Source organism: Pseudonocardia sp. ICBG1034, assembly GCF_020131375.1.
Classification (GTDB): domain Bacteria; phylum Actinomycetota; class Actinomycetes; order Mycobacteriales; family Pseudonocardiaceae; genus Pseudonocardia; species Pseudonocardia alni.
Genome location: NZ_JAHLEK010000015.1, coordinates 799,709 through 825,137 on the forward strand (window position 1 = coordinate 799,709; position 25,429 = coordinate 825,137).

At 75.2% G+C, this 25,429-nt stretch carries 26 protein-coding genes and 1 tRNA gene; 14 read left to right on the forward strand and 13 right to left on the reverse strand.

The window, feature by feature from the left end; all coding sequences use genetic code 11:
• Positions 1-107: 107 nt before the first annotated feature.
• Positions 108-881: an enoyl-CoA hydratase gene (locus KPF22_RS05385; protein ID WP_224401392.1), complete on the reverse strand. Its 774-nt coding sequence runs from the start codon at positions 879-881 to the stop codon at positions 108-110.
• Between the two features lie 37 nt (positions 882-918).
• Here KPF22_RS05385 and KPF22_RS05390 point away from each other — a divergent pair, with 37 nt between their 5' ends.
• From KPF22_RS05390 to KPF22_RS05415, 6 genes are all read left to right on the forward strand, one after another.
• Positions 919-1,251, forward strand: coding sequence for a hotdog domain-containing protein (locus KPF22_RS05390; protein ID WP_224401393.1), 333 nt, complete (start codon positions 919-921; stop codon positions 1,249-1,251).
• Complete coding sequence (locus KPF22_RS05395; RefSeq protein WP_224401394.1) at positions 1,215-1,421, forward strand: hypothetical protein; 207 nt, start codon at positions 1,215-1,217, stop codon at positions 1,419-1,421. Before KPF22_RS05390 ends, KPF22_RS05395 begins: the two co-directional genes overlap by 37 nt.
• Positions 1,422-1,518: 97 nt before the next feature.
• Positions 1,519-2,379 carry a zinc metalloprotease HtpX gene (gene htpX, locus KPF22_RS05400; protein ID WP_224401395.1) on the forward strand — a complete coding sequence of 287 codons (861 nt, stop codon included), beginning with the start codon at positions 1,519-1,521 and terminating at the stop codon, positions 2,377-2,379.
• 112 nt (positions 2,380-2,491) lie between these two features.
• The gene (locus KPF22_RS05405; RefSeq protein WP_208818976.1) at positions 2,492-3,322 is read left to right on the forward strand and encodes a hypothetical protein; all 831 of its coding nucleotides are present in this window, start codon (positions 2,492-2,494) and stop codon (positions 3,320-3,322) included.
• Positions 3,323-3,350: 28 nt separating this feature from the next.
• The gene (locus KPF22_RS05410) at positions 3,351-4,829 is read left to right on the forward strand and encodes an amidase (RefSeq protein WP_208819009.1); all 1,479 of its coding nucleotides are present in this window, start codon (positions 3,351-3,353) and stop codon (positions 4,827-4,829) included.
• Entirely contained in the window at positions 4,802-4,969 is a 168-nt protein-coding gene (locus KPF22_RS05415; protein ID WP_224401396.1) for a hypothetical protein, read from the forward strand. Before KPF22_RS05410 ends, KPF22_RS05415 begins: the two co-directional genes overlap by 28 nt.
• Positions 4,970-5,530: 561 nt before the next feature.
• On the opposite strand, the gene KPF22_RS05420 is transcribed toward KPF22_RS05415, so the two are convergent.
• Positions 5,531-6,022, reverse strand: a complete 492-nt coding sequence (locus KPF22_RS05420) for a YajQ family cyclic di-GMP-binding protein (RefSeq protein ID WP_062397949.1) — start codon at positions 6,020-6,022, stop codon at positions 5,531-5,533.
• Positions 6,023-6,119: 97 nt separating this feature from the next.
• Between KPF22_RS05420 and KPF22_RS05425 the strand changes: the two genes are divergently transcribed.
• Positions 6,120-6,201: transfer RNA gene (locus KPF22_RS05425), tRNA-Tyr, on the forward strand.
• A gap of 122 nt (positions 6,202-6,323) precedes the next feature.
• Here KPF22_RS05425 and KPF22_RS32955 read toward each other — a convergent pair.
• The 4 genes from KPF22_RS32955 to KPF22_RS05445 form a co-directional block, all read right to left on the reverse strand.
• Positions 6,324-6,485, reverse strand: coding sequence for a hypothetical protein (locus tag KPF22_RS32955; protein ID WP_208818977.1), 162 nt, complete (start codon positions 6,483-6,485; stop codon positions 6,324-6,326).
• A gap of 175 nt (positions 6,486-6,660) precedes the next feature.
• A complete protein-coding gene (locus KPF22_RS05435) occupies positions 6,661-7,413 on the reverse strand; it encodes a GAF and ANTAR domain-containing protein (protein WP_208818978.1) in 753 nt (250 codons plus the stop codon).
• Positions 7,414-8,168: 755 nt separating this feature from the next.
• Positions 8,169-8,603 carry a cupin domain-containing protein gene (locus KPF22_RS05440; RefSeq protein WP_224401397.1) on the reverse strand — a complete coding sequence of 145 codons (435 nt, stop codon included), beginning with the start codon at positions 8,601-8,603 and terminating at the stop codon, positions 8,169-8,171.
• A 540-nt stretch (positions 8,604-9,143) separates the two neighbouring features.
• Entirely contained in the window at positions 9,144-9,755 is a 612-nt protein-coding gene (locus tag KPF22_RS05445) for an FMN-binding negative transcriptional regulator (protein ID WP_208818980.1), read from the reverse strand.
• An 859-nt stretch (positions 9,756-10,614) separates the two neighbouring features.
• Here KPF22_RS05445 and KPF22_RS05450 point away from each other — a divergent pair.
• Positions 10,615-10,983: a hypothetical protein gene (locus KPF22_RS05450; protein ID WP_208819011.1), complete on the forward strand. Its 369-nt coding sequence runs from the start codon at positions 10,615-10,617 to the stop codon at positions 10,981-10,983.
• Positions 10,984-11,132: 149 nt separating this feature from the next.
• Here the strand turns inward: KPF22_RS05450 and KPF22_RS05455 are convergent, their stop codons facing one another.
• The gene (locus tag KPF22_RS05455; protein ID WP_208818981.1) at positions 11,133-12,770 is read right to left on the reverse strand and encodes a CocE/NonD family hydrolase; all 1,638 of its coding nucleotides are present in this window, start codon (positions 12,768-12,770) and stop codon (positions 11,133-11,135) included.
• Positions 12,771-12,861: 91 nt separating this feature from the next.
• On the opposite strand from KPF22_RS05455, the gene KPF22_RS05460 reads away from it, so the two are divergent.
• Complete coding sequence (locus KPF22_RS05460) at positions 12,862-14,028, forward strand: GNAT family N-acetyltransferase (RefSeq protein ID WP_224401398.1); 1,167 nt, start codon at positions 12,862-12,864, stop codon at positions 14,026-14,028.
• A gap of 19 nt (positions 14,029-14,047) precedes the next feature.
• Positions 14,048-14,257, forward strand: a complete 210-nt coding sequence (locus tag KPF22_RS05465; RefSeq protein WP_202417011.1) for a hypothetical protein — start codon at positions 14,048-14,050, stop codon at positions 14,255-14,257.
• A 79-nt stretch (positions 14,258-14,336) separates the two neighbouring features.
• On the opposite strand, the gene KPF22_RS05470 is transcribed toward KPF22_RS05465, so the two are convergent.
• Positions 14,337-14,600: a hypothetical protein gene (locus tag KPF22_RS05470; RefSeq protein WP_208818983.1), complete on the reverse strand. Its 264-nt coding sequence runs from the start codon at positions 14,598-14,600 to the stop codon at positions 14,337-14,339.
• Between the two features lie 95 nt (positions 14,601-14,695).
• Positions 14,696-15,682, reverse strand: coding sequence for a patatin-like phospholipase family protein (locus KPF22_RS05475; protein ID WP_208818984.1), 987 nt, complete (start codon positions 15,680-15,682; stop codon positions 14,696-14,698).
• Between the two features lie 191 nt (positions 15,683-15,873).
• Here KPF22_RS05475 and KPF22_RS05480 point away from each other — a divergent pair, with 191 nt between their 5' ends.
• From KPF22_RS05480 to KPF22_RS05490, 3 genes are all read left to right on the forward strand, one after another.
• Entirely contained in the window at positions 15,874-16,674 is an 801-nt protein-coding gene (locus KPF22_RS05480; protein ID WP_224401399.1) for a hypothetical protein, read from the forward strand.
• Between the two features lie 217 nt (positions 16,675-16,891).
• A complete protein-coding gene (locus KPF22_RS05485) occupies positions 16,892-18,142 on the forward strand; it encodes a serine hydrolase (protein ID WP_208818985.1) in 1,251 nt (416 codons plus the stop codon).
• Entirely contained in the window at positions 18,139-18,543 is a 405-nt protein-coding gene (locus KPF22_RS05490; protein WP_224401400.1) for a phage holin family protein, read from the forward strand. The genes KPF22_RS05485 and KPF22_RS05490 overlap by 4 nt, the downstream gene beginning before the upstream one ends.
• Before the next feature lie 16 nt (positions 18,544-18,559).
• Here KPF22_RS05490 and tenA read toward each other — a convergent pair whose 3' ends face one another.
• On the reverse strand, positions 18,560-19,228 hold the full coding sequence (tenA, locus tag KPF22_RS05495; protein ID WP_208818986.1) for a thiaminase II: 669 nt from the start codon (positions 19,226-19,228) through the stop codon (positions 18,560-18,562).
• A 211-nt stretch (positions 19,229-19,439) separates the two neighbouring features.
• Here tenA and KPF22_RS05500 point away from each other — a divergent pair, with 211 nt between their 5' ends.
• Positions 19,440-19,670, forward strand: coding sequence for a hypothetical protein (locus KPF22_RS05500; protein ID WP_224401401.1), 231 nt, complete (start codon positions 19,440-19,442; stop codon positions 19,668-19,670).
• Between the two features lie 6 nt (positions 19,671-19,676).
• Here the strand turns inward: KPF22_RS05500 and KPF22_RS05505 are convergent, their stop codons facing one another.
• From KPF22_RS05505 to KPF22_RS32660, 3 genes are all read right to left on the reverse strand, one after another.
• Positions 19,677-20,246, reverse strand: a complete 570-nt coding sequence (locus tag KPF22_RS05505; protein ID WP_224401402.1) for a hypothetical protein — start codon at positions 20,244-20,246, stop codon at positions 19,677-19,679.
• 210 nt (positions 20,247-20,456) lie between these two features.
• Positions 20,457-22,157 (reverse strand): class I adenylate-forming enzyme family protein, encoded by a 1,701-nt coding sequence (locus KPF22_RS05510; protein WP_224401403.1) that lies wholly within the window; start codon positions 22,155-22,157, stop codon positions 20,457-20,459.
• Between the two features lie 183 nt (positions 22,158-22,340).
• Positions 22,341-25,385 carry a LuxR family transcriptional regulator gene (locus KPF22_RS32660; protein ID WP_305080311.1) on the reverse strand — a complete coding sequence of 1,015 codons (3,045 nt, stop codon included), beginning with the start codon at positions 25,383-25,385 and terminating at the stop codon, positions 22,341-22,343.
• Positions 25,386-25,429: the final 44 nt, after the last annotated feature.

Consider the following 25,429-nt stretch of genomic DNA (forward strand, 5'->3'; position numbering starts at 1 on the left):
TCGGCGTCGAATTGTCCCTCGATACATCGAGGTTAACTCCCGGTTCGGCCCCCTGTCCGGAGACCCGGGATCACGTCACATAACCCGGATTACGTTCGTGTCGCGTGTCACTTCTTGCTGATCTTCTTCTGCAGCGCCGCGACGCGCTCCGCGAACGCCTCGGAGTGCACCGTCTCGGCCTGCGCGCGGACCTCGACGTCGGTCGCGTCGGCGTGCGCGGTGAGCCGGGAGGTGATCCGCATCGTCGCCTTGGTGGTGACGATCAGGTCCCGCGGGGCGGCGGCCGCCCGGCCCGCGAGCTCGTGGGCGCCTGCCATCAGGTCCTCGTCGCTGTCGTAGGCGCGCCAGGCAAGGCCGACGCGCTCGGCCTCGCGGGCGTCGAGGACGTCGCCGAACAGGGTCATCGCCGCGGTGCCCTGGGCGCCGAGGGCGCGCTGGGCCATCCACGTGTAGCCGCCGCCGGGGTGCAGGCCCAGCTGCATGAAGCGGACGTCGAACCTCGCGGTCGGGCCGGCCAGCCGGACGTCGCAGGCCAGGGCCAGGTTGATCCCGGCGCCGACGGCGGCGCCGTTGACCGCGGCCAGGGTCGGCAGCGGGGACGAGGCGATGGCGAGGAATCCGGAGTAGACGCGCTTGAGCGTGGCCGGGTCGGCCTCCTGCAGCTCCGCGAGGTCACCGCCCGCGCAGAAGGCGGGTGCCTGCCCGGTGACGACGATCGCACCGACCGAGTCGTCGTCGTTCGCGGCCTCGACGGCGGCGACGAGCTTCTGCGAGAGGTCCAGGTTCAGCGCGTTGCGTCGTGCCGGGTTGGACACGGTGAGCACCGCGACACCGTCGGTGACCTCGGTGCGGACCTCTGTCGTGACATCGCCGTCGCTCATGGGCCCGACTCTTCCACGCCGGGTTAGCCTCCCGCACGTGACGGGTGCACAGGTGACCGGGCGGGCCGAGCTGCCCCGCCACCACGCCGGCTGCTTCGCCTGCGGCGACGGCCCCGGCGGGCTGCGGATGCGCTTCGCCGATCCCGGCCCCGACTCCGACGGGCGGGCCCGGGTGACGGGGGCGGTCGTCGTCGCCGATGCGCACGAGGGCGCGCCCGGGCTGGTGCACGGCGGGGTGCTGGCCGCGGCGATGGACGAGCTGTTCGGCGCGCTCCAGCACCACCTCGACGGCCACTACGTGACCGCGGAGCTGACCACCCGCTACCGGGGACGGTGCCGCTCGGCACGACGCTGCACCTCGACGCGGTGATCGAGTCGGTCGACGGGCGCAAGCTGTGGGTCCGCGGCACGGGCAGGCTCGACGCCCCGGACGGCACCGTCGCGGTGTCGGCGACGGCGCTCTTCCTCGGCGTCACGCTCGACCACTTCCGCCGCCACGCCCCCGAGGGCACCCGCTTCCGGGAGCGGCACGCGCGCTGAGCCGCGGCCGGGGCGGGTCACACCCGGGAACGCGGCGCCCGGTTCGTCCGTTGACCCGGGTGACCCCCGCAGGACCGCACGGAAAGGCGACCCCGGCGTGCACAGCCACATGAACGGTCTGAAGACGGCCGTCCTCCTCGGCGCGATGAGCGCCCTGATCCTCGCGATCGGCGGGGTCCTGGGCGGGCGCGGCGGACTGGTCATCGCGCTCGTCATCGCGTTCGCGGTGAACGGGTGGGCCTACTTCAACTCGGCGAAGACGGCGCTGCGGTCCATGCACGCCCAGCCGATCACCGAGGCCGAGTACCCGCAGCTGTTCCGGATCGTCCGCGAGCTGAGCCAGGGGGCCCGCCAGCCCATGCCGTCGCTGCACATCAGCCCGACCGATGCGCCGAACGCGTTCGCCACGGGCCGCAACCCGCGGCACGCCGCGGTCTGCGTGACCACCGGTCTGCTGCACCTGCTCGACGAGCGCGAGCTGCGCGCCGTCATCGGCCACGAGCTCAGCCACGTCTACAACCGCGACATCCTGATCTCCTCGATCGCCGGTGCGCTCGCCTCGGCGGTGTCGTTCCTCGCGAACTTCGCGATGTTCGCCTCGATCTTCGGCGGCGGCGACGAGGACCGCCCGAACCCGATCGCGATCATCCTGATCGCGATGCTGGGGCCGATCGCGGCCGGCGTCGTGCAGATGGCCGTCAGCCGGTCCCGGGAGTACCAGGCCGACGCGTCGGGCGCCGAGCTCACCGGGGACCCGCTGGGTCTGGCCTCGGCGCTGCACAAGCTCAAGTACGGCACCGCGGCCGCTCCGCTGCCCCCGGACCCGCGGCTCACCGCGCAGTCGCACCTGATGATCGCCAACCCGTTCCGGCCCGGCGAGAAGATGGCGAGGTGGTTCTCCACCCATCCGCCGATCGAGGACCGGATCACGCGGCTCCAGCAGATGGCCCGCCGCTGAGCGGACCGTCCCGGGGGTGGTTGCGTGTCCCCGGGTCGCTGTTCCGTAACGGTTCGGGGTACCGCGAGCGATGGAACGTCCAGAGCAGAGCTCCCCCTGCGGAAGAGGACCCATGAGCGAGACCCCGTCCCAGAAGCCCCGCCACGCGCTCACCGACACCGGTGGGACGCCGTCGGTGCCGCTCCGGGGTGGCCCGGTAGAGGTGCCGTCACCGGCGCGCCCGGGGGACGACGTGGTCACCGGGACCGGCCCGGGGGAGCAGGTCGCGCTGCCGGCGGCCCGGTCGTCCTCGGACGACGACGCACCGGTCGCGCCGACCGCCGCCGATGCGGACGTCCCGGCCCCCTCCGCCCCGGACGCCGACACGGACGCACCGGTCGCGCCCGGCCCGGACGCGGAGCCGGAGCCCCGTGCCCCTCGTGCGGCCGCGCCGGACACGGCGCCCGGCGGCGGGTCCTCCGACGACGCGCCCACCACCGCGCTGCCCGTCGTCCCGCGTCCCCGCGACGCGGCCGGTCCCGGCCGGGAGCGGCCGCTGGGCGTCCCGTCCCGGCAGGACCCGGGCGCCTACGTCCCCGGGCAGTACGCCGCGGCGGCCCCGCGACTCCCGTCCCGACCGACGGCGCCCCGGCACCCCGTGGCGGGCCGGCCCCCGGCGGTGCAGCGCCCGCCCGCGCGATTCCCGTCGGGGCCCGCAGCACAGGCCCCGGCCGTCCAGCGGCTCCCCGAGCCGTTCCGCGCGGCGCCGCTGCCCGAGGGCGGCGGGGCCCGGACCTCCGGTGGCTTCCGGCTGCCCGACTTCCCGGCCCGCACCCGACCGGTACTGCCCGCCGTCCTGGGCGCGGCGGCCGCGGTCGTCCTGGCCCTCGGTGTCGTCGCCGGGGTCACCGGCACGTCGGACGCGGCGCCGGCGCCTGCGCCCGCCCCGGTGTCCACTCCCTGACCGATCTGCTTGTATCCCCGCCGTGGGGATCTCCTGGGACGACTACCGCAGCCACGACGCCGTCGGGCTGGCCGCACTCGTCGCCGCGGGTGAGGTGAGCGCGGCCGACCTGCTGGAAGCCGCCGTCGCCCGCGCCGACGCCGTCGAGCCGGGCCTCAACGCCATCCGGCTGCGCCTCGACGACGCCGCCCGCTCCCGCGCACGCGGCCCGCTGACCGGGCCGTTCGCGGGCGTCCCGTTCCTGGTGAAGGACCTCGCCCAGCACATCGCCGGGGTCCCGACGGCGTCCGGCTCCCGTCCGCTCGCCGACCACCCGCGCCCCGAGACGTCGACGGTGGTCCGGCGCTGGACCGAGGCCGGTCTCGTCGTGTTCGGACGGACCGCCACGCCCGAGTTCGGTGCCCGCGCCGTCACCGAACCCGCGCTCGGCGGCCCGACCCGCAACCCGTGGGACCCCGGCCGCACCCCCGGCGGCAGCTCCGGCGGGTCCGCCGCGGCCGTCGCCGCCGGGATCGTCCCCGCGGCCGGCGCGAGCGACGGCGGCGGCTCCATCCGCATCCCGGCCGCCGCCTGCGGGCTGTTCGGGCTCAAGCCCGGCCGCGGCGTGACGCCCTCGGGACCGGACGTCGCCGAGGGCTTCCACGGCGCGGCGGTGCAGGGCGTGCTGTCGCGGACCGTGCGGGACTCCGCGGCCCTGCTCGACGTGACGGCCGGGCCGGAACCGGAGGGCCCCTACGTCGTGCGTCCGCCGGAGCGCCCGTACGTCGACGCCGTCCGGGACGACCCGGCGCCGCTGCGGATCGGGCTGGCCACCGCCTCGCCGCTGGGCACCGACGTGGACCCCGAAGCGGTCGCCGCGGCCACCGACGCCGCCGAGCTGCTGACCTCGCTCGGGCACGTCGTGGAGGAGTCCGCCCCCGCCCTCGACGGCCGGGCGCTGGCCACCGACTTCCTCACCACCTGGTTCTCCACGATCTCGGCGCAGGTGGCGTCGGCGCGGGCGCTGACCGGCTGCGGCGACGACGCCTTCGAGACCGAGACCCGGGTCATGGCCGCGATCGGCCGCGCCACCCCCGCGCCGGACTACCTCGCCGCGCTCGCCCGCCGCCAGGACCACACCCGCGCGCTGGCCGTGTTCCACGAGCGCTACGACCTGCTCCTCACCCCGACCCTGGCCCGGCCGCCGTGGCCGATCGGGGAGCTGGCGCTGCCCGCCCCGGCCCGGATCGGCGCGCAGGCGCTGCTGCGGGCCGGCGCGTCCGGCCTGTTCGGACGGCTCGGCCTGGTCGAGAGCCTGGTCGACGCCAACTTCGCCCCGGTGCCCTACACCCAGCTGGCGAACCTGACCGGGCGGCCCGCGTCGTCGGTGCCGCTGTACCGGACGGCGTCCGGGCTGCCGCTGGGCGTGCAGTTCGTCGGGCGGCCGGGGTCCGAGCCGCTGCTGCTCGCCCTGGCGGCGCAGCTGGAGCGGGCGCGGCCGTGGGCGCACCTGCGGCCCGCGGTCTAGGGGTCGACGAGCCGCGCGAGCTCCCGCACCCGTTCCCGCTGCACCCCGGCCGCGGCCGGGGCGTGGTGCAGCAGACCGTCGACGGCGTGCACCAGGGTGCGCGCGAGCCCGTCCGGGTCCGTCGCGCCGGGCCGCCGTGACAGGTGGGACGCGACCTCCCGGGCGCAGTCCGCCCGCAGCGCCTCGGCGGCCGCGACGCCGTGCGGGGTGCGGGTCGCGAACGCGGCGAACAGCGCCGGCGTTCGGCGCCGTGCGCGCGGTCGTCGCGTCGGGCCTGCTCTTCGCGGTGGGGCACGTCGTTCTCGCCACGACCGTGACCGATCTCGGATGGCCGCTCGTCGTGTCCACCGCCGCGGAGGGACCGGTGTGCGCGTGGGTGCGGCACGGGCACGGCGTGCTGGCCGCGACCCTCACGCACGGGACGGTGATCCTGGGTCTCACCTCGGTGCTGTGGACGGCCCCCGGTGACAGCGGGACACATCGGGCGTCGCGGATCACGCACCAGGACCGTTCCCGACCGCGTCACCGTCCGGGGTCGGTGTGCCCGAGAGGCCGCGGCGGGACGCATCGAGGGATGTGCGTCCGGCCGGGAGCCGGCCCGCCCGCCCGCGACGCGACCACCACGATCGGCGACAGCCTGTCGATCGTGGGCGTGTGGCGTGGCGGGCGGGAGGTGTCCGGCCGTGCCGGGGCCGGCCCGGCTACCGGTAGTTGGTGAACTGCAGCGCGATGCCGAAGTCCTTGGACTTGAGCAGCGCGATGACGGCCTGCAGGTCGTCCTTCTTCTTGCCCGAGACGCGCAGCTGGTCGCCCTGGATCTGGGCCTGGACGCCCTTGAGCTTCTCGTCGCGGATGGCCTTGCTGATCTCCTTGGCCTTGTCCTGCGCGATGCCCTGCAGGATCTTGCCGCCGGCCTTGTAGGCCTTGCCCGACAGCTGTGGCTCGTCCACCTCGAGGGCCTTCAGGCTGATCGAGCGCTTGATCAGCTTCTCCTTGAACACCTCGATCCCGGCGAGCAGCCGCTCCTCGGTGTCGGACTCGAAGGTCACGGCCTCCTCGCCGGCCCATGCGACCGTCGTGTTGGTGCCGCGGAAGTCGAAGCGCTGCGACAGCTCCTTCGCGGCCTGGTTCAGGGCGTTGTCCACCTCCTGGCGCTCCACCTTGCTCACGACGTCGAACGACGGGTCGGCCATCGGTCACTCCCTCGGGGTCGGTCGGGGCCCCCTCGTCGGGGGCCGTCGGTCGTGTCGTATCCTCGTTCACGCACTCAGCGAGAGCGACGTGCACCCCGGCTGGTTGCCCGAGCGGCCAAAGGGAGCGGACTGTAAATCCGTCGGCGTAGCCTTCCCAGGTTCGAATCCTGGACCAGCCACAGCAGGTGAAAGAGACCCCCGACCAGCGGAAACGCCGGAACCGGGGGTCTCTTTCGTTGTCCGGGTCCGTCCGGCTGTGACCGGGCTTCTACGGGTGTTCACGGACGCATCACGGACGCGATCATGAACGGCCGTCGCGGAGAGCCTGCTCGACCCGGCGGCGCAGGGCGTCGTCCTGACCGGCGATGCACTTGGCGTAGACCCGCAGCAGGACGTTGACGCTGTGCCCGGCCCACTGGGCGACCTGGGTGGCAGGGACGCCCCCGTTGAGCCACGTCGACACCGCGGCGTGCCGGAGGTCGTAGGGGCGGCGGGCGAGCGGCGAAGTGGCCTCCTCCGGCGAGAGCGCGGCCAGCCGGGCAGCGGCCCACAGACGCCCGTAGTGGCTCTCGGAGAGAGCACCGCCACGGGCCCCGCGGAACAGGCGACCGTCCGAAGTGGTGCTGCGCCCGTCCTCGCTACCGTGCCAAGTCGGGGCCAGATCCCGATCGCGCCTGCGGCACCGTCATCGCCCGTGCTTCCGCCTCACGACAGAGAACCTCGGCCACGTCGCAGAGCTTCATGTTGACGTCCTGCGAGGACCGCACCAGCAATCGGAAAGCGCTGTCATCGGTCAAGCGAAATCGCTCGATCAGGATTCCCTTGGCCCGCCCGATGACGTCGCGGCTCGTCAAAGCCTTCAGGAGGTGCTCGGCGCGCTGCGCGCCGTACACCGCTATCGCGGCTTGTGTGACGAACGCGGCCATGATGCTGCGCGAGCGGTCGTCGCTGAACGCCCCGACCTCGTCCGACCACACCGTCATCGCACCGATCGGATGTTCCTCAGGGGCCATGGCGTGGCACAGGACGCTGCGCATCCCCGCACTGGCGGCGGCTGGGGCGAAGACCGGCCACCGATCGCCGGCCTCGGTGAAGTCGTCGATGACGACCTCACTTAGGGAACCGGCCGCGATGGCATCGATGCACGGCCCGTGTCCGCAGTCCACCATGACCCGGGCCAACTCCGGGATGCGCTTGTCGGTGGCTGCGAGGCAGTGCAACCCCGACCGGTCCTGAGTGGTCAGCGCAGCCCATTTGGCGTGGGGTACCGCTCGCACCAGGTCATCGCAGATCCGGGTGTACTGCTGGTCTGTGTCCTGGTCAGCCCCCGGCTCGCTGAGGAGCCGCTCCGCTTGCGCCTGAAGGACCGAGTGCAGTTCTTGTGTCTCCACGAAGATCAGTGCCTCCTCGCTGCTCGCGAACCGTCGGACTCACTCTGGCCTGATGAACCGTGCCATAACGCAGCTTGGAGAGTCAGTCTCCCGGCGCTGGTCAAACACCTTTGAGGGCTTGTACGACAAGGCCCCGGGCTCCGCGCGGACCCGACACCGCTCGGAGATCAGGGGACGTGCGGCGGGGCCGGTGATCGCCTCACGGCGCGCCGAGACGGCAGCCAGACCGGGGAGATCACCAGCAGGCCGGGCATGTGGGGGAGAAGCCCCCGTCGGTGCCGCTCACGGACGATACGCGGACGCGGGCGGGTGGTCCGTACTTAAGCCGCAGGTCAGGGCCGGTTTGGCAGCTCTCTGTAAATCCGTCGGCGTAGCCTTCCCAGGTTCGAATCCTGGACCAGCCACAGCAGGTGAAAGAGACCCCCGACCAGCGGAAACGCCGGCACCGGGGGTCTCTTTCGTCGTCCGGGCCCGTCCGGCTGTGACCGGGGTGTCCCGTTGAGCCGCGTCGACACCGCGGCGTGCCGGAGGTCGTGGGGCCGGTGGCCCGACGTCTGTCGAGGGCTCCGCGTCCGGCGGTGCGGAGCCGACCACGCCGCCGCCGTCGGCTCGCGCCCTCCACCTCCGGCCCGGTCGCGGCCGCCGGAACCGGCCACCCGGCCCCGGCCGCCGAGCGAGCCCGGATCTCCGGCATCGGTGTCCACATGCGATCCGCTGCGTGCCCATCGAGCCACCGCGCGATCACGTCCCGCGGGCTACTCGTCCCAGACGATCCCGACCGAGTCCAGACGCGGGCGGTCGAAGCCCCACAGGAACTCGAGCGTCTCCCGCGGACGGTCGTTGTGGATCCGGTGCGGTACCCCCGTGGGGATCCACAGAGCCGAACCGGGCTCACCACGGATGACCTCGTCGCCGATGGTGAACTGCGCCGACCCCCGGATGACGTAGTACCACTCGTCAGCGTGCGGGTGATGGTGGAGCAGGTGCACCTCGCCGGGACTCAGCCAGGCCAGGCCGACCATCAGGCGCTCGGACCCGACGAGCTGCTCCGACACGAGTTCGATCAGCCGTCCCCGATCGCGCGGGTCACCGCCGGCGCTCATCCACGACTCGTTCCCGGCGTCGCTCTGGTCGACGACGGGTTGGTCCTGCGCCCTGACGTGGAACCTGCTCGACGTGCCGTCGCTCATCGACACTCCTCACGACATGATCCGGTCGCCGAATGCCGGCCGCATCCCCGCTCGATCGGGCCTTGCGGGCGGACGGCGCAGGTACTGGCCGGCGCGGTGACCCGGAGCGGCCACCCCGGGCAGTCTCCGAGACGAGGAGTCCTGACGTCCATCTCGGGATATCGGCCCCGATCGTGTTCGTGAGGTACACGATCCATCGCCAGGAGGATGTCCAGGCGCGGGATCCGGCCGCACCCCTCGCCCGAGGGGTGTCCGCGTCGTGGTGACGGCCAGGACGAATGGTCACGGAGTGCCCGTCCGACCCGGCGGCGTCCGTCCAGGGCCGGGCATCCGTCCCGCACCGTGGAGAGCACCCGCCCGGAGGACGTCTCCACCGGCGTCGCGATCACGTCGCCCGCAGCAGCCCGGTCCGGTCCTGTTCGGCGGCATGGAGGACGTCCCGCATCGCCGGTCCGGGCCGGGGCGCGACCGGCGAACTGCCACGCCACGCCTGTTCCCCGGTGTGTCCCGGGCGGGCCCCGGTGTCCGGTCCGTCGTCCGTCACCGGCGGTGTGCCGCCACCGCCCGGGCGCCCGCGTGGTCCCCGGCGGCCTCGAGCCCGCCCACCACGCCGTCGACGTCGGCGGCCGGCCGGTTCTGGCTCAGCTTGAGTTTCGCCTCGATGCTCTCGATCCGCAGCTCGACGCCCACGATCGCGCGCAGCTGCCCCCGCACGAACGCCTCCGGGGCATCGTCGACGCTCCAGGGCGCGGGCCGGCCGGCCTCGTACAGGTCGGTCAGGCGCCGCACGACGGCGTCGAGCCAGTCGACGTCGTCGTGGACGACCACGGTGCCGCGGACGTGGGCGGTCACGTAGTTCCAGGTGGGCACGACCCGGCCGTGCTCGGCCTTCGACGCGTACCAGGTCGGGCTGACGTAGGAGTCCGGCCCGCGGACGATGACGAGCCCCTGCCTGCCGTCGGCGCGGGTCCAGTGGTCGTTGTCCCGGGCGAGGTGACCGAGCAGCGCGCCGCGGTCGGGATCGTGGACGAACGGCAGCAGCGTCGCGTCGAGCCCCTCCGGGCCGGCTGTGACGAGGTCCGCGGCACCGGGGCGGGCGAGGAGCTGCCGGACGTCCTCGTCGGCGGGGGCGAAGTGGGCGGGGACGTACACGGCGGGTCCTCTCCTCCGGGCGCGGTCGGGCTCCCTCCAGGGTGCCCGGCGCGACGGCGATTCCGGACGGCCGTTCCCGGGCCGTTCTCGGGGGCCACTCGTCGTGGCCGGCCGCAGCGTCGACCAGGTGCGGGGCCCGCCGCGCGGCCGGTCGACCTCGGCGGTGACCCGGGAGCCGGGGCGGGTGCGGAGCCGCACGTCCGACGCGAGCGAGGGCCGGAAGTCCGTCGCGGTCCACCCGGCCCAGCCCGTGCGGGACGCCGGCCTCGCGCGGCAGCAGCTCCTGGCCCGCGCCCGGGCGTCGCGGGTGCTCGACCGCATCGATCGTGTGACGGGTGAACGGGTGGTCGAGGAGCGCCGCGGTGAGCGGTTCCGCGGCGGCGGGGACGTCGGAGGTCGTGGCGATCCGGGCGGTGCGTGTCGTCGGCGGCGGACGTCGACGGCGGCACGCCGCGCTCGAGCCGGTTCCGGCCCACTCTTCCGGGGCGGATCCGTCCGTCGGAGGGTGCGATCCGGTGTCGGGAGGCCCCCCGGGTCAATACGACAGGGTGACGCGGTGACACGGCCGTGCGGAGGGTGCATCACGGAGCGTGTTCCGGAAAAAAGGTACGCGTCCGTTCGGGTCCACTGTGGTGACGATCCGTCGCGGACAGCGTCCGGAAGCGACGTCCACGCGGATTCCCGGGTGCCGGAAGAGAGCAATAACCTCGCGGTCAGTAATGCCCATCGTCCGATAGTGGTAGAAAGTTCGTTGGATCGGGGATGGACCGGATAGCGTTCTGTGCATCGGCGGGGCTCCCGAACCCACGCCGAACACGCCGGTCCGACATCGGACCCCGTACACAACGGAGAAGTAACTGTGCTGAAGAAGGCTGGAATCCTGACCGCCGGCGTCACCGCTGGTCTGCTCGCCATCTCCCCGCTCGCCTTCGCGGGTGACGGCGGCTGGGACAAGGGCCACCACGGGCACGGCCACGGCGGCGACCGCATCAACGCCGACCAGATCAACAACCTGGAGAAGGACCGCAACAGCGTCCAGTCCGGCCTGGTCAACGTCGGCGACGTCAACGCCCTCAACAACGCCAACGTGCTCAGCTGCTCGCTGAACAGCGCCGACGTCGCCGCCAGCGTCCTCGGCATCCTGGGTGGCCAGGCCACCAACGGTGAGGACGCCCCGAGCTTCAGCGACTGCTCGCAGGGCGAGTCCCAGACCAACGTCCAGGACTGAGCGCACCTGCACCACCGGGCACGATGACGGGACCGTCTTCCCGTCATCCGTGACCCTGCACTTCCGGAGATCCCCCGCTCTTCCGACCGGAGCGGGGGATACCCGCATTTCCGGGGACGGCCGGAAAGGCGAATGGTGGACCCGGAAATTCAGGGGTGGTGCGGCAGGACCACGTGCGAGGGGTGCTCGGAATCGTGCAGGATCTCGTAGGAGATCCGTTCTCCGCCGACCGCGGTCGCCGTCCGCTCACCGGTTCCCGGGTTGCGGGCGAAGCGCGGGAACGCCGCGCCGGCGACCTGCACCCGGAGCCGGTGCCCGGCCCGCACGCGGTATCCGGTCGGGCTCAGCGTCATCCGGACGACCGTCGTGCCGTCCGGGGCGGTGGCCTCGCGGTCGGGCACCAGCCGGTGCATCGCGTCGGTGATGTTCATCGAGGTCCCGTCGGGGCCGACGTCGCACAGGCGTACGAACACGTCGCCGATCCCCGTCCCGGTCCGCACGTAGACCACGGCCGACACCGGACCGAGCAGGTCCAGGTCGGACTCCAGCGGCGGGCCGGTCCAGACGCGCACGTCGTCGCGGGCCTCGACGGCGCGGTTGTCCAGCTGCTTGGACGGCGGCTGGAGCATCGGGCCCCCGACCGTCGGTGTCGGGTCGGCGGGGTCGTAGACGAACCGTGACGGCGGGGGTGTCCCGGCCGGCCGGTCCGGGCCCAGCCCGCCGTCGGCGTCGAGGTACCACTCGGTCGGGCGGGCCTCCGGCGGCGGCCAGCACGGCAGGTCGGTCCAGCGGTCGGCGTGCTGCACGTACACCCGGACCGGCGCGCGCTCGTCGTGCTCGCCGCCGTGCAGGTGCACGCCCAGCCAGTGGACCATCTCGTGGGCGATGGTCGACAGTGAGCCGCGGTCGCCGTGGGTCCACGGGCCGATCGTGATCCGCGCCGTCGCCCCGCCCCGCTGCAGCGCGGTGAAGTCCACCAGCTGACGGTCCAGGAACAGGTCCCACCAGCCGGTCACCATGCAGACCGGCGGCATCGCGGCGGCGTCGAAACCGTCGTGCTCGGCGGGCGCCCAGAACTCGCGCGGCTGCTCGGCGTGCTCGACGAAGTCCCGCCAGAACACCACCGGCGCCCCGGTTAGGGCGACGTCCGCGGCCTGCAGCGGCTGGGAGGTCACCGCGCGGCGCTTGCGACGGCTGAACACCGGCGTCGCGAGGAAGCCGGTGACCGCGCCGATGCGCTCCTGGCGGCCGATCTGGTTCACCCAGGTCGCGAGGTTGAGCAGGCCGGGCGCGCCGCCCGGGTAGAAGGTGCTGGTGAACTCCGACGCGGTGATGTCGGCGTTCATCGAGCACAGACCCGGGTCGGCGTAGGGGGCGACCGCCCACTGGGTGTGCCCGACGTAGCTGGGGCCGACCATCGAGACGCGGCCGTCGCACCAGCTCTGCCCGCGCACCCAGGCGAGCGTGTCCAGACCGTCGGAGCTCTCGTGCAGGAACGGGCGGAACTGCCCGCCCGAGCCGAAGGTGCCCCGGGTGGACTGCACCAGCACCTGGAACCCGCGGCGCGCCAGCAGCGAACCGATGATCGACCCGAGGCCGTCGCGGCCGTAGGGGGTGCGCATCAGCACCGTCGGACGCGGCCGGAGCGGGCCGGGGGCCCGGTAGAGGTCGGCGAGCAGGACGACACCGTCGGAGAGCGGGACCCGCAGGTCGCGCTCGCGCACGTACGGCTCGTCGGCACCGAAGCCCAGCCTGCGGTCGACCAGTCGCTCCGTGAGCGCGGCCATGACACCTCCCCCTCGCCCGCCCCCTGCGGACAGGTCCGATCGTAGGAGAACCCGGTTGCCCCGACCGGGCGTGGCCGGTGACGGTGTCGCCGTGACCGTCCCTCCCGTACTCACCGACGGGGTCGTGACCCTGCGCGCGCACACCGATGCCGACGTCCCCGGGATGCTCGAGGTGTACCGCGACCCCGTCGTGCACCGCTGGACCTCGCTCGGCCCGGCCTCCGGGGAACCCCGGGCCCGGGCCTGGATCGACCTCACCCGACGGCAGTGGGTCACCGGCCGGCAGTACGTGTGGGCGGTGGAGGCGGACTGCGACGGCCGCCCCCGGTACGCGGGCTCGATCGACCTGCGTCGCGACCCGCTGCCGTCGGTCGGCTACCTGCTCGCGCCGTGGGCGCGCGGACGGGGGCTCGCGAGCCGTGCGCTGCGGCTGGCCGCCGACTGGGGCTTCGACGTCGCCGGGTTCGCCGCGCTGCACTGGGACTGCCGTGCCGGGCACGTCGCGTCCTGGCGCGTGGCACACGCCTGCGGGTTCCGCTTCGAGGGTGTCCGCACCCGGGCGCTGCGGGCCGGCGACGACCTCGTCGACGCCTGGACCGCCGTGCTGCTGCCCGGCACACCCGTCGCCGACCGGGCCCCGGCGACGACGTGGTGGCCGCACCCGGTGCTCGACGGCGACGGCGTCCGGCTCCGCCCGCCCACCGGGGCCGACCTCACCCGGCACGTCGAGGCGTGCAACGACCCCCTCGCCCGCTGGTGGAGCGCGACCGTCCCGGTGCCCTACACCGACGACGACGCCCGACGCTGGCTGCGCGACCACCCGCTGGAACGCTCCCTGGGCTCCGGTGTCGGCTGGGTGATCGCCGACCCGGACGACGACCGCTACCTCGGCACCGTCTCGGTGTTCGGCACCGACCGGGCCTACACCCCGACCGGCGGTGAGGTCGGCTACCGCGCCCACCCCGACGCCCGCGGCCGCGGCGCGGTGTCCGCCGCGGTCCGCCGGGTCGTGCGGCACGCGTTCACCCCGGTCGCCGACGGCGGGATGGGCCGGCACCGGCTGCAGCTCGGCGCCGCGGCGGACAACACCGCCAGCCGCCGCGTCGCCGAGCGCGCCGGGTTCCGGCTGTGGGGCCGCCCGCGGGCCGACGGTGTGCACGGCACGGAGAACGAGATCGTCGACGACGGGGTCTGGTACGACCTGCTCGCCACCGACCCGCTCCCGGCTCCCACCGGAACTGTCGGGGGTGCCCCGTAGCCTGCCCGCCGTGCGGATCATGCGGATGTCCTGTTGCGGTACCGAGTGGGTGGGACCGGACCGGGCGCACTGCTGCCGCCGGTTCGGGGGCTGCGGGGCCGTCTTCGACGACGCGCAGCTGTGGGACACCCACCGCCCCCGTGGGGTGTGCGTGACCGACCCGCGCGAGCTCGGCCTCGTCGCCACGCGCAACGGGATCTGGCAGCGGGCGCTCGACGCGGCGGGCTGACCCGACGCAGCGGGCGCTCGACACGGCGGGTGGCTCGACACGGCGGGCCGGTCGACACGGCGGCCGAGGAGGACCGGGGTCAGGGCGGCTCGCGGGTGATGCCGCGGAACACCGCCTCGTCCCGGCCGGGGTTGCGGACCCGGACCAGGTTCAGCCCGGTGAACCACAGCACCGACCCGGTACCGAAGGTCCGGCTCCCGCCCGCGGCGCAGCACAGCTCGATCTGCCCGGCGTCGACCACGACGACGGCGCCCCGCCACTCGTCCTCGACGTGCGGGCGGACCTCGCCGGGGGCGAGCACGACGGTGCGGGTCCGCACCCGCGACGGCGCGTCGTCGCGCATGGGCCACCCCCCCGGGTCCGGTACGGGGCACGGTGCCCACACCGGTTCCGACCGCCCGGCCGCGCCGAAGTCATCGGCGCACGGGTGGGAGGGGCTCAGGCCGCGGCGGCCGGGGCCGTCGCGGACAGCACCGTCTCGTAGCCGATCCGGGCCGCGGCGGCGACCCGCCCGGGATCGGTGGACAAGCCGTGGACGCCGGCGGGGGAGTGCGGACTCAGCGTCAGCAGGTGCGCCCCGGCCCGGTCCGGGTGCGCGGCGTCGGCGAGCAGGGGCAGGCACTCGCCGTGCCGGGCGGCGTCCTGCGCCATCCGGCCCAGGCCCGGTGCGAGCCGGTCCAGCGAGCGGGCCCACAGCGGGGTGCGGGCGTCCGGCGGGGTGCCGGTGAGGTCGTCGGCGGTGCGCGTGAGCAGGGCCAGGACGTGCGTGGCGCCGTCGCGCAGGGCTCGTGCGACCGGGAGCGGGTCGCCGACCGAGCCGTCGATGAAGTCCTCGGCGTCCTCGCCCGAGCCGACACGTACCGGGGGGCCCGCCAGCAGCGGGATCGCCGCCGTCGCCCGCATCGCGGCCCTCCACGTGGCCCCGTCGGGCAGCGCGGTCAGCACCCGCGGACGCAGGTCCACCGCACCGGTGACCACGACGTTCAGCGGGACCGGCGGGTCCACCAGCCGCGACCAGTCGGTGGGGAGGGAGTCGACGAGGATCCGGTCGAACAGGTGGTCCAGCGACACCATCGGGCGACGGGTGCCGAACCGGCGCGGGTCGATGAACTCGCGGCAGGCCATGTCCCGTTCGAACACCCGGGACACCTCGCCCCCGTGCCCCATGACCAGCGCCGTCCCGACGAACGCCCCGGCCGAGCTGCCCCACACCTCGTCGACGCCGGCGGCGAGCCCGAGATCGGACAGCGCGTGCACCATCCCGGCCGCGTAGGAGCCGCGCATCCCGCCTCCGCCGACGACCAGCGCGATCCGTGCCCCGTCGGCGTGCCGGCCGGGGCGGCGCCCGGTGTCGCGGCGGCGCTCGAGCAGGCGCAGGACCTCGGCGTCGCCGTGCGCGGCGGAGGTGAGGAGGGCGGGGGGCACGCCCCCATCATGGAGGTCCGCGGCCCCGCGGTGGCGTCGCCCCGGTGTCCGGGGACCGCTCACGAGCCACCGACCGCGGGCCCTCCACCGCCCGGCGCCTCCCGGGTCGGGTGCCTCGCCTGCCAACTAGTACGTTCGCGCGACCAGCGCCGACGCCCTCGCGGAGGCCCGCTGGAGGGGGGAAGGACACCGTGACGCAACGACGCCGTCCGCGGTTGCAGGCGCTCGAGGCGACGTCACTGCCCGCGGCACACGCCAGGGCCCGCGACGCCCGTCGCCGCCATCCGGTGGTCGGGGACCACGCCGCCGCCGTCGTCGCGGACGACCTCGACCTGGGCTCGGCGCCCGGGCGGGCCGACACGCTCTCCACGCTGCTGCGGGTGGCCGTCCTCGACGAGTGGGTGCGCGGGTTCGCACGACGGCACCCGGGCGGGACCGTCGTCGAGCTGGGACCGGGGCTGGGTGACCGCGCGGGACGGCTCGGCGACGACGGCCCGGCGCACTGGGTCGACGTCGAGCTGCCCGGGGTGGCCGAGCTGCGCCGCGAGTTGCTGGCGGGCCCGGCGCACCTGGTGGCCGGGTCCGCGCTCGACGAGGACTGGCTGGAGCTGGCCCGCGACCTGCCCGGCCCGCACCTGGTCGTCTCCGACCGGGTGCTGACGCTGCTGCCCGAGCAGGGCGTGCAGCGGATCGTGTTCACCGCCGCGCGGATGCTCCCGGGCGCCGAGCTCGTCACCGACCTGCTGTCCCGGGGCGCGGCCGGGCGGCTCGCCGCGGGCCCGCTGCGCGAGCTGGAGGTCGACTGGACCTGCGAGGACCCGCGCGAGCTGGAGCCGTGGGGCCTGCGCCTGGCCGCCACCTGCGACGCCGCGTCCCCACCCGCCGAGGTCGCGGCCCGGCTGCCGCGGGCGTCGCGGGCACTGGCGGCGGCGCTGCGGGCGACCGCGCTGCGCGGCGAGCGCCTGGCCCGCTACGAGATCGTGCCGGTCTGAACCGATCGGGTCCGCGTCGCTGCGGCCCGGCCGCGCCGTGGCCCGCCCGGGCTCCCCGTTCGGACCGGCCACGACGCGCGGGCGGGCACCGGCCCCCGCCGGCGTCCGCGTGCCCCGCAGGGCACTCCCGGTAGTACGAGCGGGCGTCCGCGGGGTGACGCGCGCGACCGCAGGATCGTCAGAACTGTGGACGCGGCCCGCGGGTAGGGTCGTGATCGTGACCTCCCCGACCTTCGGCACGCTCGAGGCGGACCCGGCGGAGGTCGGCCTCGACCCCGCCCGGCTGGCCCGGATCGACAGCCACTTCCGCCGCTACGTCGACGACGGCCGCCTCGCCGGCGCGACGATCGCCGTCGCCCGGCACGACCGGCTCGCGCACCTGACCCACCTCGGCGTCCGCGACCTCGACTCCGCCGCCCCGGTGACCGACGACACGCTCTGGCGCATCTACTCGATGACCAAGCCGATCACCTCGGTCGCGGTCCTGATGCTCGCCGAGCGGGGCGCACTGGAGCTCACCGACCCGGTGTCGCGCTACATCCCGGCGTTCGCCGAGCAGCGCGTCTACCGCGGCGGCTCGGCGCTCAACCCGGGGACCGACGCGGCCGTCGAGCCGATGCGGGTGCACCACCTGCTGACCCACACCGCGGGCCTGACCTACGGCTTCCACCACGCCCACCCCGTCGACGAGATGTACCGCTCCAAGGGCTTCGAGTTCGGCGCCCCGTCCGGGATGGACCTCGCGACCGCGAGCGAGCACTTCGCGTCGTTCCCGCTGCTGTTCCAGCCGGGCACGGAGTGGAACTACTCGGTGGCCACCGACGTGCTCGGCCGGGTCGTCGAGGTCGCGTCCGGGCGCCGGCTCGACGAGTTCCTCCGCGAGGAGATCACCGGCCCGCTCGGGATGACCGACACCGCGTTCTGGGTGCCGGAGGGGTCCGCGCAGGCCGGCAGGCTCGCGACGCTCTACAACGCCCGACCCGGCGGCGGTCTGGTCGAGAACAAGGCGCTCGCCCGGTCCGCGACCCGCGAGCCCACCTTCCTCTCCGGCGGCGGCGGACTGCTGTCCACCACCGGCGACTACCTGCGGTTCGCCCGGATGCTCGCCCGCGGCGGCGAACTCGACGGCGCCCGCATCCTCGGCCCGCGCACCCTGGCCCGGGCCACCCGCAACCACCTGCCCGGCGGCGCCGACCTCGACACCGTCGGGCGGCCCATCTTCTCCGAGTCGGCGTTCGCCGGTGTCGGCTTCGGGCTCGGCTTCTCCGTCGTCGTCGACGGGGCGGCGACGAAGGGCTTCGCCAACGAGGGCACCTTCGCCTGGGGCGGGCTGGCCTCCACCGCGTTCTGGGTGGACCCCGTCGACGACCTGGTGGTCGTCTTCATGACCCAGCTCGTCCCCTCCAGCACCTACCCGATCCGATCCCAGCTCCAGACGCTGGTCCAGCAGGCGGTGACCGACCGATGACCCCACCGAGCCCCGTGCTCACCTTCACCATCCGCACGCTCGTCGTCGCCGCCTCGTTGTGGGTGGCGACGGTGCTGGTCGGCGGCATCCGGCTGGAGGCCGCCGGCACCTCCACCTCGATCCTCACGCTGATCGGGGTGGCCCTGGTGTTCGGTTTGGTCAACGCCGTGGTCAAGCCGATCGTGGCGACGCTGGGCTGCCCGCTCTACATCCTCACGCTGGGCCTGTTCGCGCTCGTGGTGAACGCGCTCATGTTCCTGCTGACGGGCTGGCTGTCCTCGGTGCTGAACCTGCCGTTCACCGTCGACGGGTTCTGGGCGGCGTTCTGGGGCGCGATCGTCGTCGGGATCGTGTCGTTCTTCCTGCACCTGGTGATCCCGGACCGGCTCGACAACCGCTGAGGCGCCCCGGCCGGGCTCAGACCGGCCAGGTCTCCCGGCGGTACGCGCCGTCCCAGAACATCCACTCGTAGCGCGAGGTCGTCGTGAAGTGCTCGCGCATGCGGGCGAGTTCGGCCGTCGACGCGGCGGCGCCGACCCGGTCGGTCGCGTCCAGCACGGCCTCGACGACGGCGTGGTACTCCTCGCCCGCGTACATGTCGATCCAGCGCTGGTAGACCGGGTCGGGGGAGCCTGCGCCGACCAGGTGCTCGCCGACCCGGCCGTAGATCCAGTAGCAGGGCAGCACCGCGGCGACGCCCTCGGCGTAGGACCCGCCGTACGCGGCCGCCAGCAGGTAGCTGACGTAGGCGCGGGTGGCCGGGGCGACCGGCAGCTCGCGGGCCTGCTCCGAGGTGAGGCCGAGTGCGCCGAGCAGGTCGGCGTGCAGCTCCCGCTCGGCGGCGATCGCGCCGGCGGCGTGCTCGGCGAACATGAGGGTGTCGTCGTCGGTCGGGGCCTTCGCCGCGCACACGGCGAGCGCGGTGGCGTAGCCGCGCAGGTAGTGCGCGTCCTGGACGATGTAGTGCCGGAACGTCTCGTGCGGCAACGAGCCGTCGGTCAGCCCGGTGACGAACGGGTGGGCGAGGATCGCCCCGTACAGGGTGTCGACGTCGGACCAGAGCAGGTCCCGGGTGCGGTCGGCCATGCGGCCACGGTATCCACCGGGGCCCGGGCGGTCGTGTGATCGACCCCGCAACGCCGGCGTGACCGGTGGGGAACACCCCGGTGACACGGCGCCTGAGATCCTGCGCACGTCGCCTGGTACTGCGGCGTGGGGGTGTCACGATGGAACGCAGGCGAGCCACTCAGTGTGGAGGACGCGCCACGTCCAGTCCCCCTGACGTGGAGGTGAGGGTATGAGCGACCCGCAACCCATGGATCACCACGAGAAGATGCGGATCCGCGCGGCCGCGTTCCGTGCGACCCGGATCTACCCCGGCCCGGTCGGCGAGCTGATCTCGCGCGAGCTGCTCGGCTGGGAGGACTTCGGGTACCGCCTCGGCGGGAACCGCATGGTCCTGGACCTGGTCGACCACGTCATGAAGGCGGTGCCGCCGGACCGGGCGGCGCGCTCCGACGCGGCCTGACCCCGCTCAGCGCAGGGTCGTCACGGCCACCTCGGCGGCCGCACCGCTCGGCGGGGTGCCGTCGGCGAGCCCGGCCAGCGCGGCGGACAGGACCAGCATCGCCGCGATCGTGGTGATGCTTCCGACCCGGCCCAGGACGTCCAGGGTGCGTGCGACGGTCGACGGCCCGCCGGTGCGTCCGGCGCCGTCCCGGTCCGGGACGACGGGGCCCCGCGCCGGGGTGCCGCCGAGCGGCCGGGCCGGGGTGCCGGTGCGGCGGGGCTCCTGACCGGAGCCGCCGGCCGGACGCGGTGCGGGGACGGTGGGGCGCTGCGCCGCCGGGCCCGGACGCGACGCCGACGACCCCGGCGACGCCGGTCGCGGTGCGGGGATGCCCGGCGCCAGCGGCGAGGTCGACCGCGGACGCTCCCGGCGGGGCGCCGGCAGGTCGACGTGGTCCTCGCGACGGCGGTGCCGCCCCTCGACCCGGTCCGCACGACCGGTCCCACCGGCCCGCGGTGCGGGCACCGACGGGGAGACGGGGACGGCGCCCAGGGGGCGGCGCGGGCTGGGGATGTGGACGGCGGGCGCGGACATGACGATCACCACGATCTCGGGGGAGTCGATACGGGGTTCTTCGGGATCCGGTGCGCGCCGCCGGCTCCTGCTTCCACCCGTCTGTCGTGTCGTACGACCAGCCTGTTATCCGGTCATCCCCTACGCCAACCGTCGGAGTGACTACTCCACCCATCGGATGTACTCGTCCACCCGTGCAGCGCCCAATCCCTCACGAAGAGTGGTTGATCGTCACTCCTTCGCCACGGCCGGGGACAGGGCCGGCAGCTGCTCGCGGAGGTCCCGCTTGAGCACCTTCCCCGCAGCCGAGACCGGGATCGCCCCGACGAGGTGCACCTCCCGCAGCCGTTGGTAGGGCAGCAGGCGCTCGTTCAGCCCGTTGACGGCGGCGCGGACCGCGGCCCCGTCGGCGCCGGGCACGGTGGTCAGGAACGCGACCGGGTGCTCGCCGTCGACCCCCACCGGGCGCCCGACGACGGCCGCACCCGTCACGCCCGGCAGCGCCAGCAGCCGCTCCTCCAGGTCGCGCGGGTACACGTTGTAGCCCTTGTGGAGCAGCATGTCCTTGAGCCGGTCCACGATGCGCAGGTAGCCGTCGTCGTCGAGGACGCCGACGTCGCCGGTGTGCAGCCACCCGTCGCCGTCGAAGGCGGCCGCCGTCTCGGCCGGGCGCCGGTGGTAGCCGCCGGTGACCTGCGGCCCGCGGATCCACACCTCGCCCTCGACGCCGGCGTCGAGCTCCTCGCCGTCCGGTCCGGAGATGCGGATCTCGGTACCCGCGATCGGCAGCCCGACGGTGCCCGGGCGCCGGTCCGCGGACCGGGCGGCGGGGCCGAGGGTGGCGGCCATCGTGACCTCGGTCAGGCCGTAGCCCTCGGAGATGACCAGGTCCTCGCCGAACCAGTCGCGCAGCGCCCGGATGATCTCGACCGGCAGCGGTGCCGCGCCCGAGGTCAGCGACCGCACCGAGGACAGGTCCCCGGCGGCCTCGCGGTGGGCGAGCAGCGCCGCGTACACCGGTGGCGCGCCGGACAGCGAGGTGACGGCGAACCGGGTGGCGTCGGCCAGGTAGGCGCGCGGGTCGAAGCGGGCGTGCACGATCGTCGTCGTCCCGGTGAGCAGCGGGACGTTGAGCCCGCCGATCGTGCCCATGGCGTGGAACCAGGGGGCGATGCCGATCGCCCGCCCGGTGCCGATCGGGGTCGGGAACTCCGACGCCGGACCGGGATCGGCCAGGACGACGCCGGGCCCGTGCACGGTGGCGGTCACGTCCGGCCGGGCGCCGGTGCCCCAGCAGGCGGCCTGCAGCGCGTTGGTGAGCACGTGCCGGTGGGTGACCCGCACACCCTTGGACCGGCCGGTGGTGCCGCCGGTGTAGGCCAGGTGGGCGAGGTCGCGGTCCGGGTCCACCTCCAGGTCGGTGCCCGGCGGGGTGGCCGGCCTGCCGTCGAGGTGCGCGGAGAACCCGGTCACCTCCGGGGGCAGCTGCTCCGGGTCGCCCTGGGCGCCGGTGACGAGCACGCGCTTCAGCGACGTCGCCGGCCGCGCGGCGAGCACCGCGGGCAGCGCCGCCTCCCAGCTGACGACGACGGCCGCCCCCGCGTCCGCGAGCTGCGCGCCCAGGTCGTCCGGGGCGAGCAGCGGGTTCGCCGGGGTGACGGTCGCCCCGGCGAGCAGCGTCCCCCAGTAGGCGATCGCGTACTGCGGGCAGTTCGGCAGGTGCAGCGCGACGACGTCGCCGCGGCCGACCCCGTCGGCGTGCAGCGCATGCGCGAACGCCGAGGCGCGGGCCAGCAGTCCGCGGAAGGTGACCTCGTGCCCGGCCTGGTGCAGGACCGTCGCGTCGCCGAACCGGTCGGCCGCGCCGCGGAGCGTCGCGGACGCGGGCAGGGCGGGCACGACCAGGTCCGGGGCGGGCGAACGGGCGATCATGCGGTCACCCCCGCCCCGCTACCGGTCCGGGACGACGGGACGACCCCGTGGACGACCATGCGACCTCCATCGGTCTGCCGGTGACGTGCGGCACCACCGACCCTAGGCACGGCGGGTGGCACACGTCACGGCCCGCACGGGCCCGGTCCGGTCCGGAGGGGACAGACCGGTGGGTCCCGGCCCTCAGTCGCGGGGGCTGAGCAGACCCCGGGAGTGCGCGAGGGCGACCGCCTCGGCGCGGCCGGAGGCGCCGAGCTTCGCCATCGCCCGGGACAGGTGCACGCTCACGGTCTTCTCGGAGATGAACAGCCGCTCGCCGACGGCCCGGTTGGTCAGCCCGTGCGCGACCAGCTCCAGCACCGCGTGCTCGCGGGGGGTGAGCGGGGAACCACCGGCGCCCGACGGCGGTGCGGGCCGGGGACCGCCGTCGCCGGCCCGCAGCCGCAGCGCGGCGACGGCCTCGGCGAGCGGGCGCGCCCCGAGCCGATCGGCCCCGGTCGCGGCGACGGCCAGGTCCTCGGCGGCGGCGCGGCGGTCGGCCTCGCCGTCGGTGCCGGGGCCACCGCGGTGCGCCCGTCCGAGCAGGGCCTCGGCCCGCCGCCACCGGGCCTCCGCGGCGCGGTAGCCGTCGCCGTACCCGGCGAAGGTCTCCACGACGGCGTCCCAGACCCGTGGTGCCGCCTCGCCGTGGGCCCGGGCGGCCTCGGCGCGGGCCCGGGCCAGCCACGCCCGGCCCTCCGGCCCGACGGCGGTCCCGCGGGGCAGGCCGCGCTCGGCGGTGAGCGCGGCCTCGTCGGCGAGGCCGGCCGCCGCCCCGGCGTGCGCCTCGGCCCCCGCCGGGTCGCCCGCGGTGCGGGCGGCCTCCGCGAGGTCGGCACGGGCCGCGGCGCCCAGTGCGCACAGCGCCAGCTCGCCGAGGTGGTGCGGGTACTCCGCCCGCAGCACCCCGAGCGCGGTGGCGACGCGGTCCACGGCCAGGGCCGGGTCGCCCCGCCAGCGCGCCGACTCGGCCCCGACGACGCCCTGCAGCAGCGCGGCCTGGTCGTGCACCGGTGGCTCGGTGGCCAGCAGGGAGAGCAGCTCCTCGACGCCGTCGAGGTCGCCGCGGGCCACGCCGACCAGCGCCCCCGCCACCGCCAGCTGCCCGGTGACGCGCAGCGGCAGCGTGGGGTCGACGTCCGCGGCGGTCCGGACGGCGGCGTCCCACTCCCCGCGCTGGACGTCCACGCGGACCTGCGCGATCCGGAACTCCAGGCCGTACCCGCCCCAGAGCAGGCCGTACGCGGCGGCCCGCCGGGCCCCCTCGGCGAGCTCGTCCGCGGCGGCGTCGAGCAGGCCGTCCTCGATGAACGACACCCCGCGGTTCCACACCGTCCGCAGCTCGACGACCCGGTTCCCGGACGCGGCGGCCAGCGAGGACGCCCCGGCGAGCCGGTCCCGGGCCGCCTGCGGGTCCCCCTCCATCCGGGCGCAGAAGGCCAGGGTGATCAGCGCGTCCGCGCAGACCGCGCTGAGGTCGCGGTAGGCGGCCGACCCCTCCGCCGGTGGCGCGGTGTCGTGGACGGCACGGGCCACCGCCAGCGACGCGCGGGCGTGCGACCAGGCGGGCTCGGCGTGGTCGGCGTTGAGGTGCGCCCGCGCGAGCACGGCGTGCGCCCAGGCCGGCTCCGTGCCGGGTGGGTCCCCGGCCAGCAGCTCGACGGCCTCGGTGGCCGCTGCCACCGCCGCGTCCACCCGGGCCCCGCTGTCGAGCAGCCGCATCGCGTAGTGCCGCCGCGCCCCGGCCCTGGCGTGCGGATCCTCGCCGAGGTCGGCGACCCGGACCGCCCGGGCCCCGAGGGCGATGCCCCGTTCCGGGTCGCCCGAGGCGCTCGCCGCCCAGGCCGCCTCCCGGGTCAGCGCGCTCTCGGTGACCCCGGTGAGCCGCTCGGGGTCATCGACGGCGGACCAGAGCTCCAGGGCCCGCTCGGCGTGGGCCAGCATCTCGGCCGGGCCGTGCCGCCGGTGGGCCTCCTCGGCGGCGCGCACCGACGCCGCGAGCGCCTGCGGCAGGTCGTGGGCGGCCAGAGCGTGCCGGGCGAGCGCGGCGGCCACACCGGGGTCGTCCGCCCGGCGGGCGAGCAGCGCGGCGAGCCGGGCGTGCAGCCGGACCCGTTCGCCCGGGAGCAGGTCGTCGTGCACGGCCTCGCGGAGCAGGGCGTGCCGGAAGGCGTAGGACTCCGCGCCGGGCGCCGGGTCCGGGACGAGCAGGTGGTGCGACACCGCCTCCCGCAGCCCCGCCTCCAGGTCGGCCGCGGACAGCTCGGCCGCGTCGCGCAGCAGGTCGTGGGGGATGCTCCGCTCGGCCAGCGAGGCCACCCGCAGCACCTCGCGCGCCGGTCCGCCGAGCCGGTCGAGCCGGGTGAGCAGTACGTCGGCCAGGCCGCCCGGCAGGCCGTCGGACCCCGCCGCGACCAGCTCCTCGGCGTAGAAGGCGTTGCCCTCGCTGCGGGCGGCGATCCGGCGCAGGGTGGCCTCGTCGACACCCCCGGTGGCCGCCCGGGCCCGGACCAGGGCCAGTACGGCGTCGGGCGTGAGCGGGCCCAGCTCGACCCGGCGGACGGCGGGCAGCCGGATGAGCTCGGCCAGCGACGCGCGCAGCGGGTGCCTGCGGTGCAGGTCGTCGGAACGGTAGGTGCCCAGCACCAGCAGCTGCTGCGAGCCCAGCCGGGCGAGCAGGAACGCGAGCAGCTCGCGGGTGGAGCGGTCCGCCCAGTGCAGGTCCTCCAGCACGACCAGCAGCGGCGCCGTCGCGGCCGCGTCGCGCACGGCGCCGGCCACCGCGTCGAACACCTGCAGGCGCCCGGAGTCCCCGTCGCCCGCCGCGGGACAGGGTGCCTCCGCCGCGCCGGGCAGCAGCCCGTGCAGCACCGGCCGCAGCGCGGTGCCCGCCCGGGCCAGCGCGTCGAGCACCTCGGAGAAGGGAAGGTAGGGGAGTGCGGCGCCGCCCGCGTCGAGACACCGCCCGACGACGACCTGCGCGCCCGCCCCCGCGGCGGCCCGGCCGAGTGCGGTGGCGAGCCGGGACTTGCCGATCCCCGCCTCACCGGCGAGCAGCACGGCGCGGGCCCGCCCGGCCCGGGCGGCGTCGAGGTCGCGGAGCAGGCCGGCGAGCTCGTCCGCGCGGCCCACCAGCTCGTCCGGGTCCGGGCCGGTCGCGCCGTCCCCGTGGGTCGCTCCCGCCGTCATGGAGCGCATCGTGGCACGGGCCACCGACACCCCCGGGGGCGCGA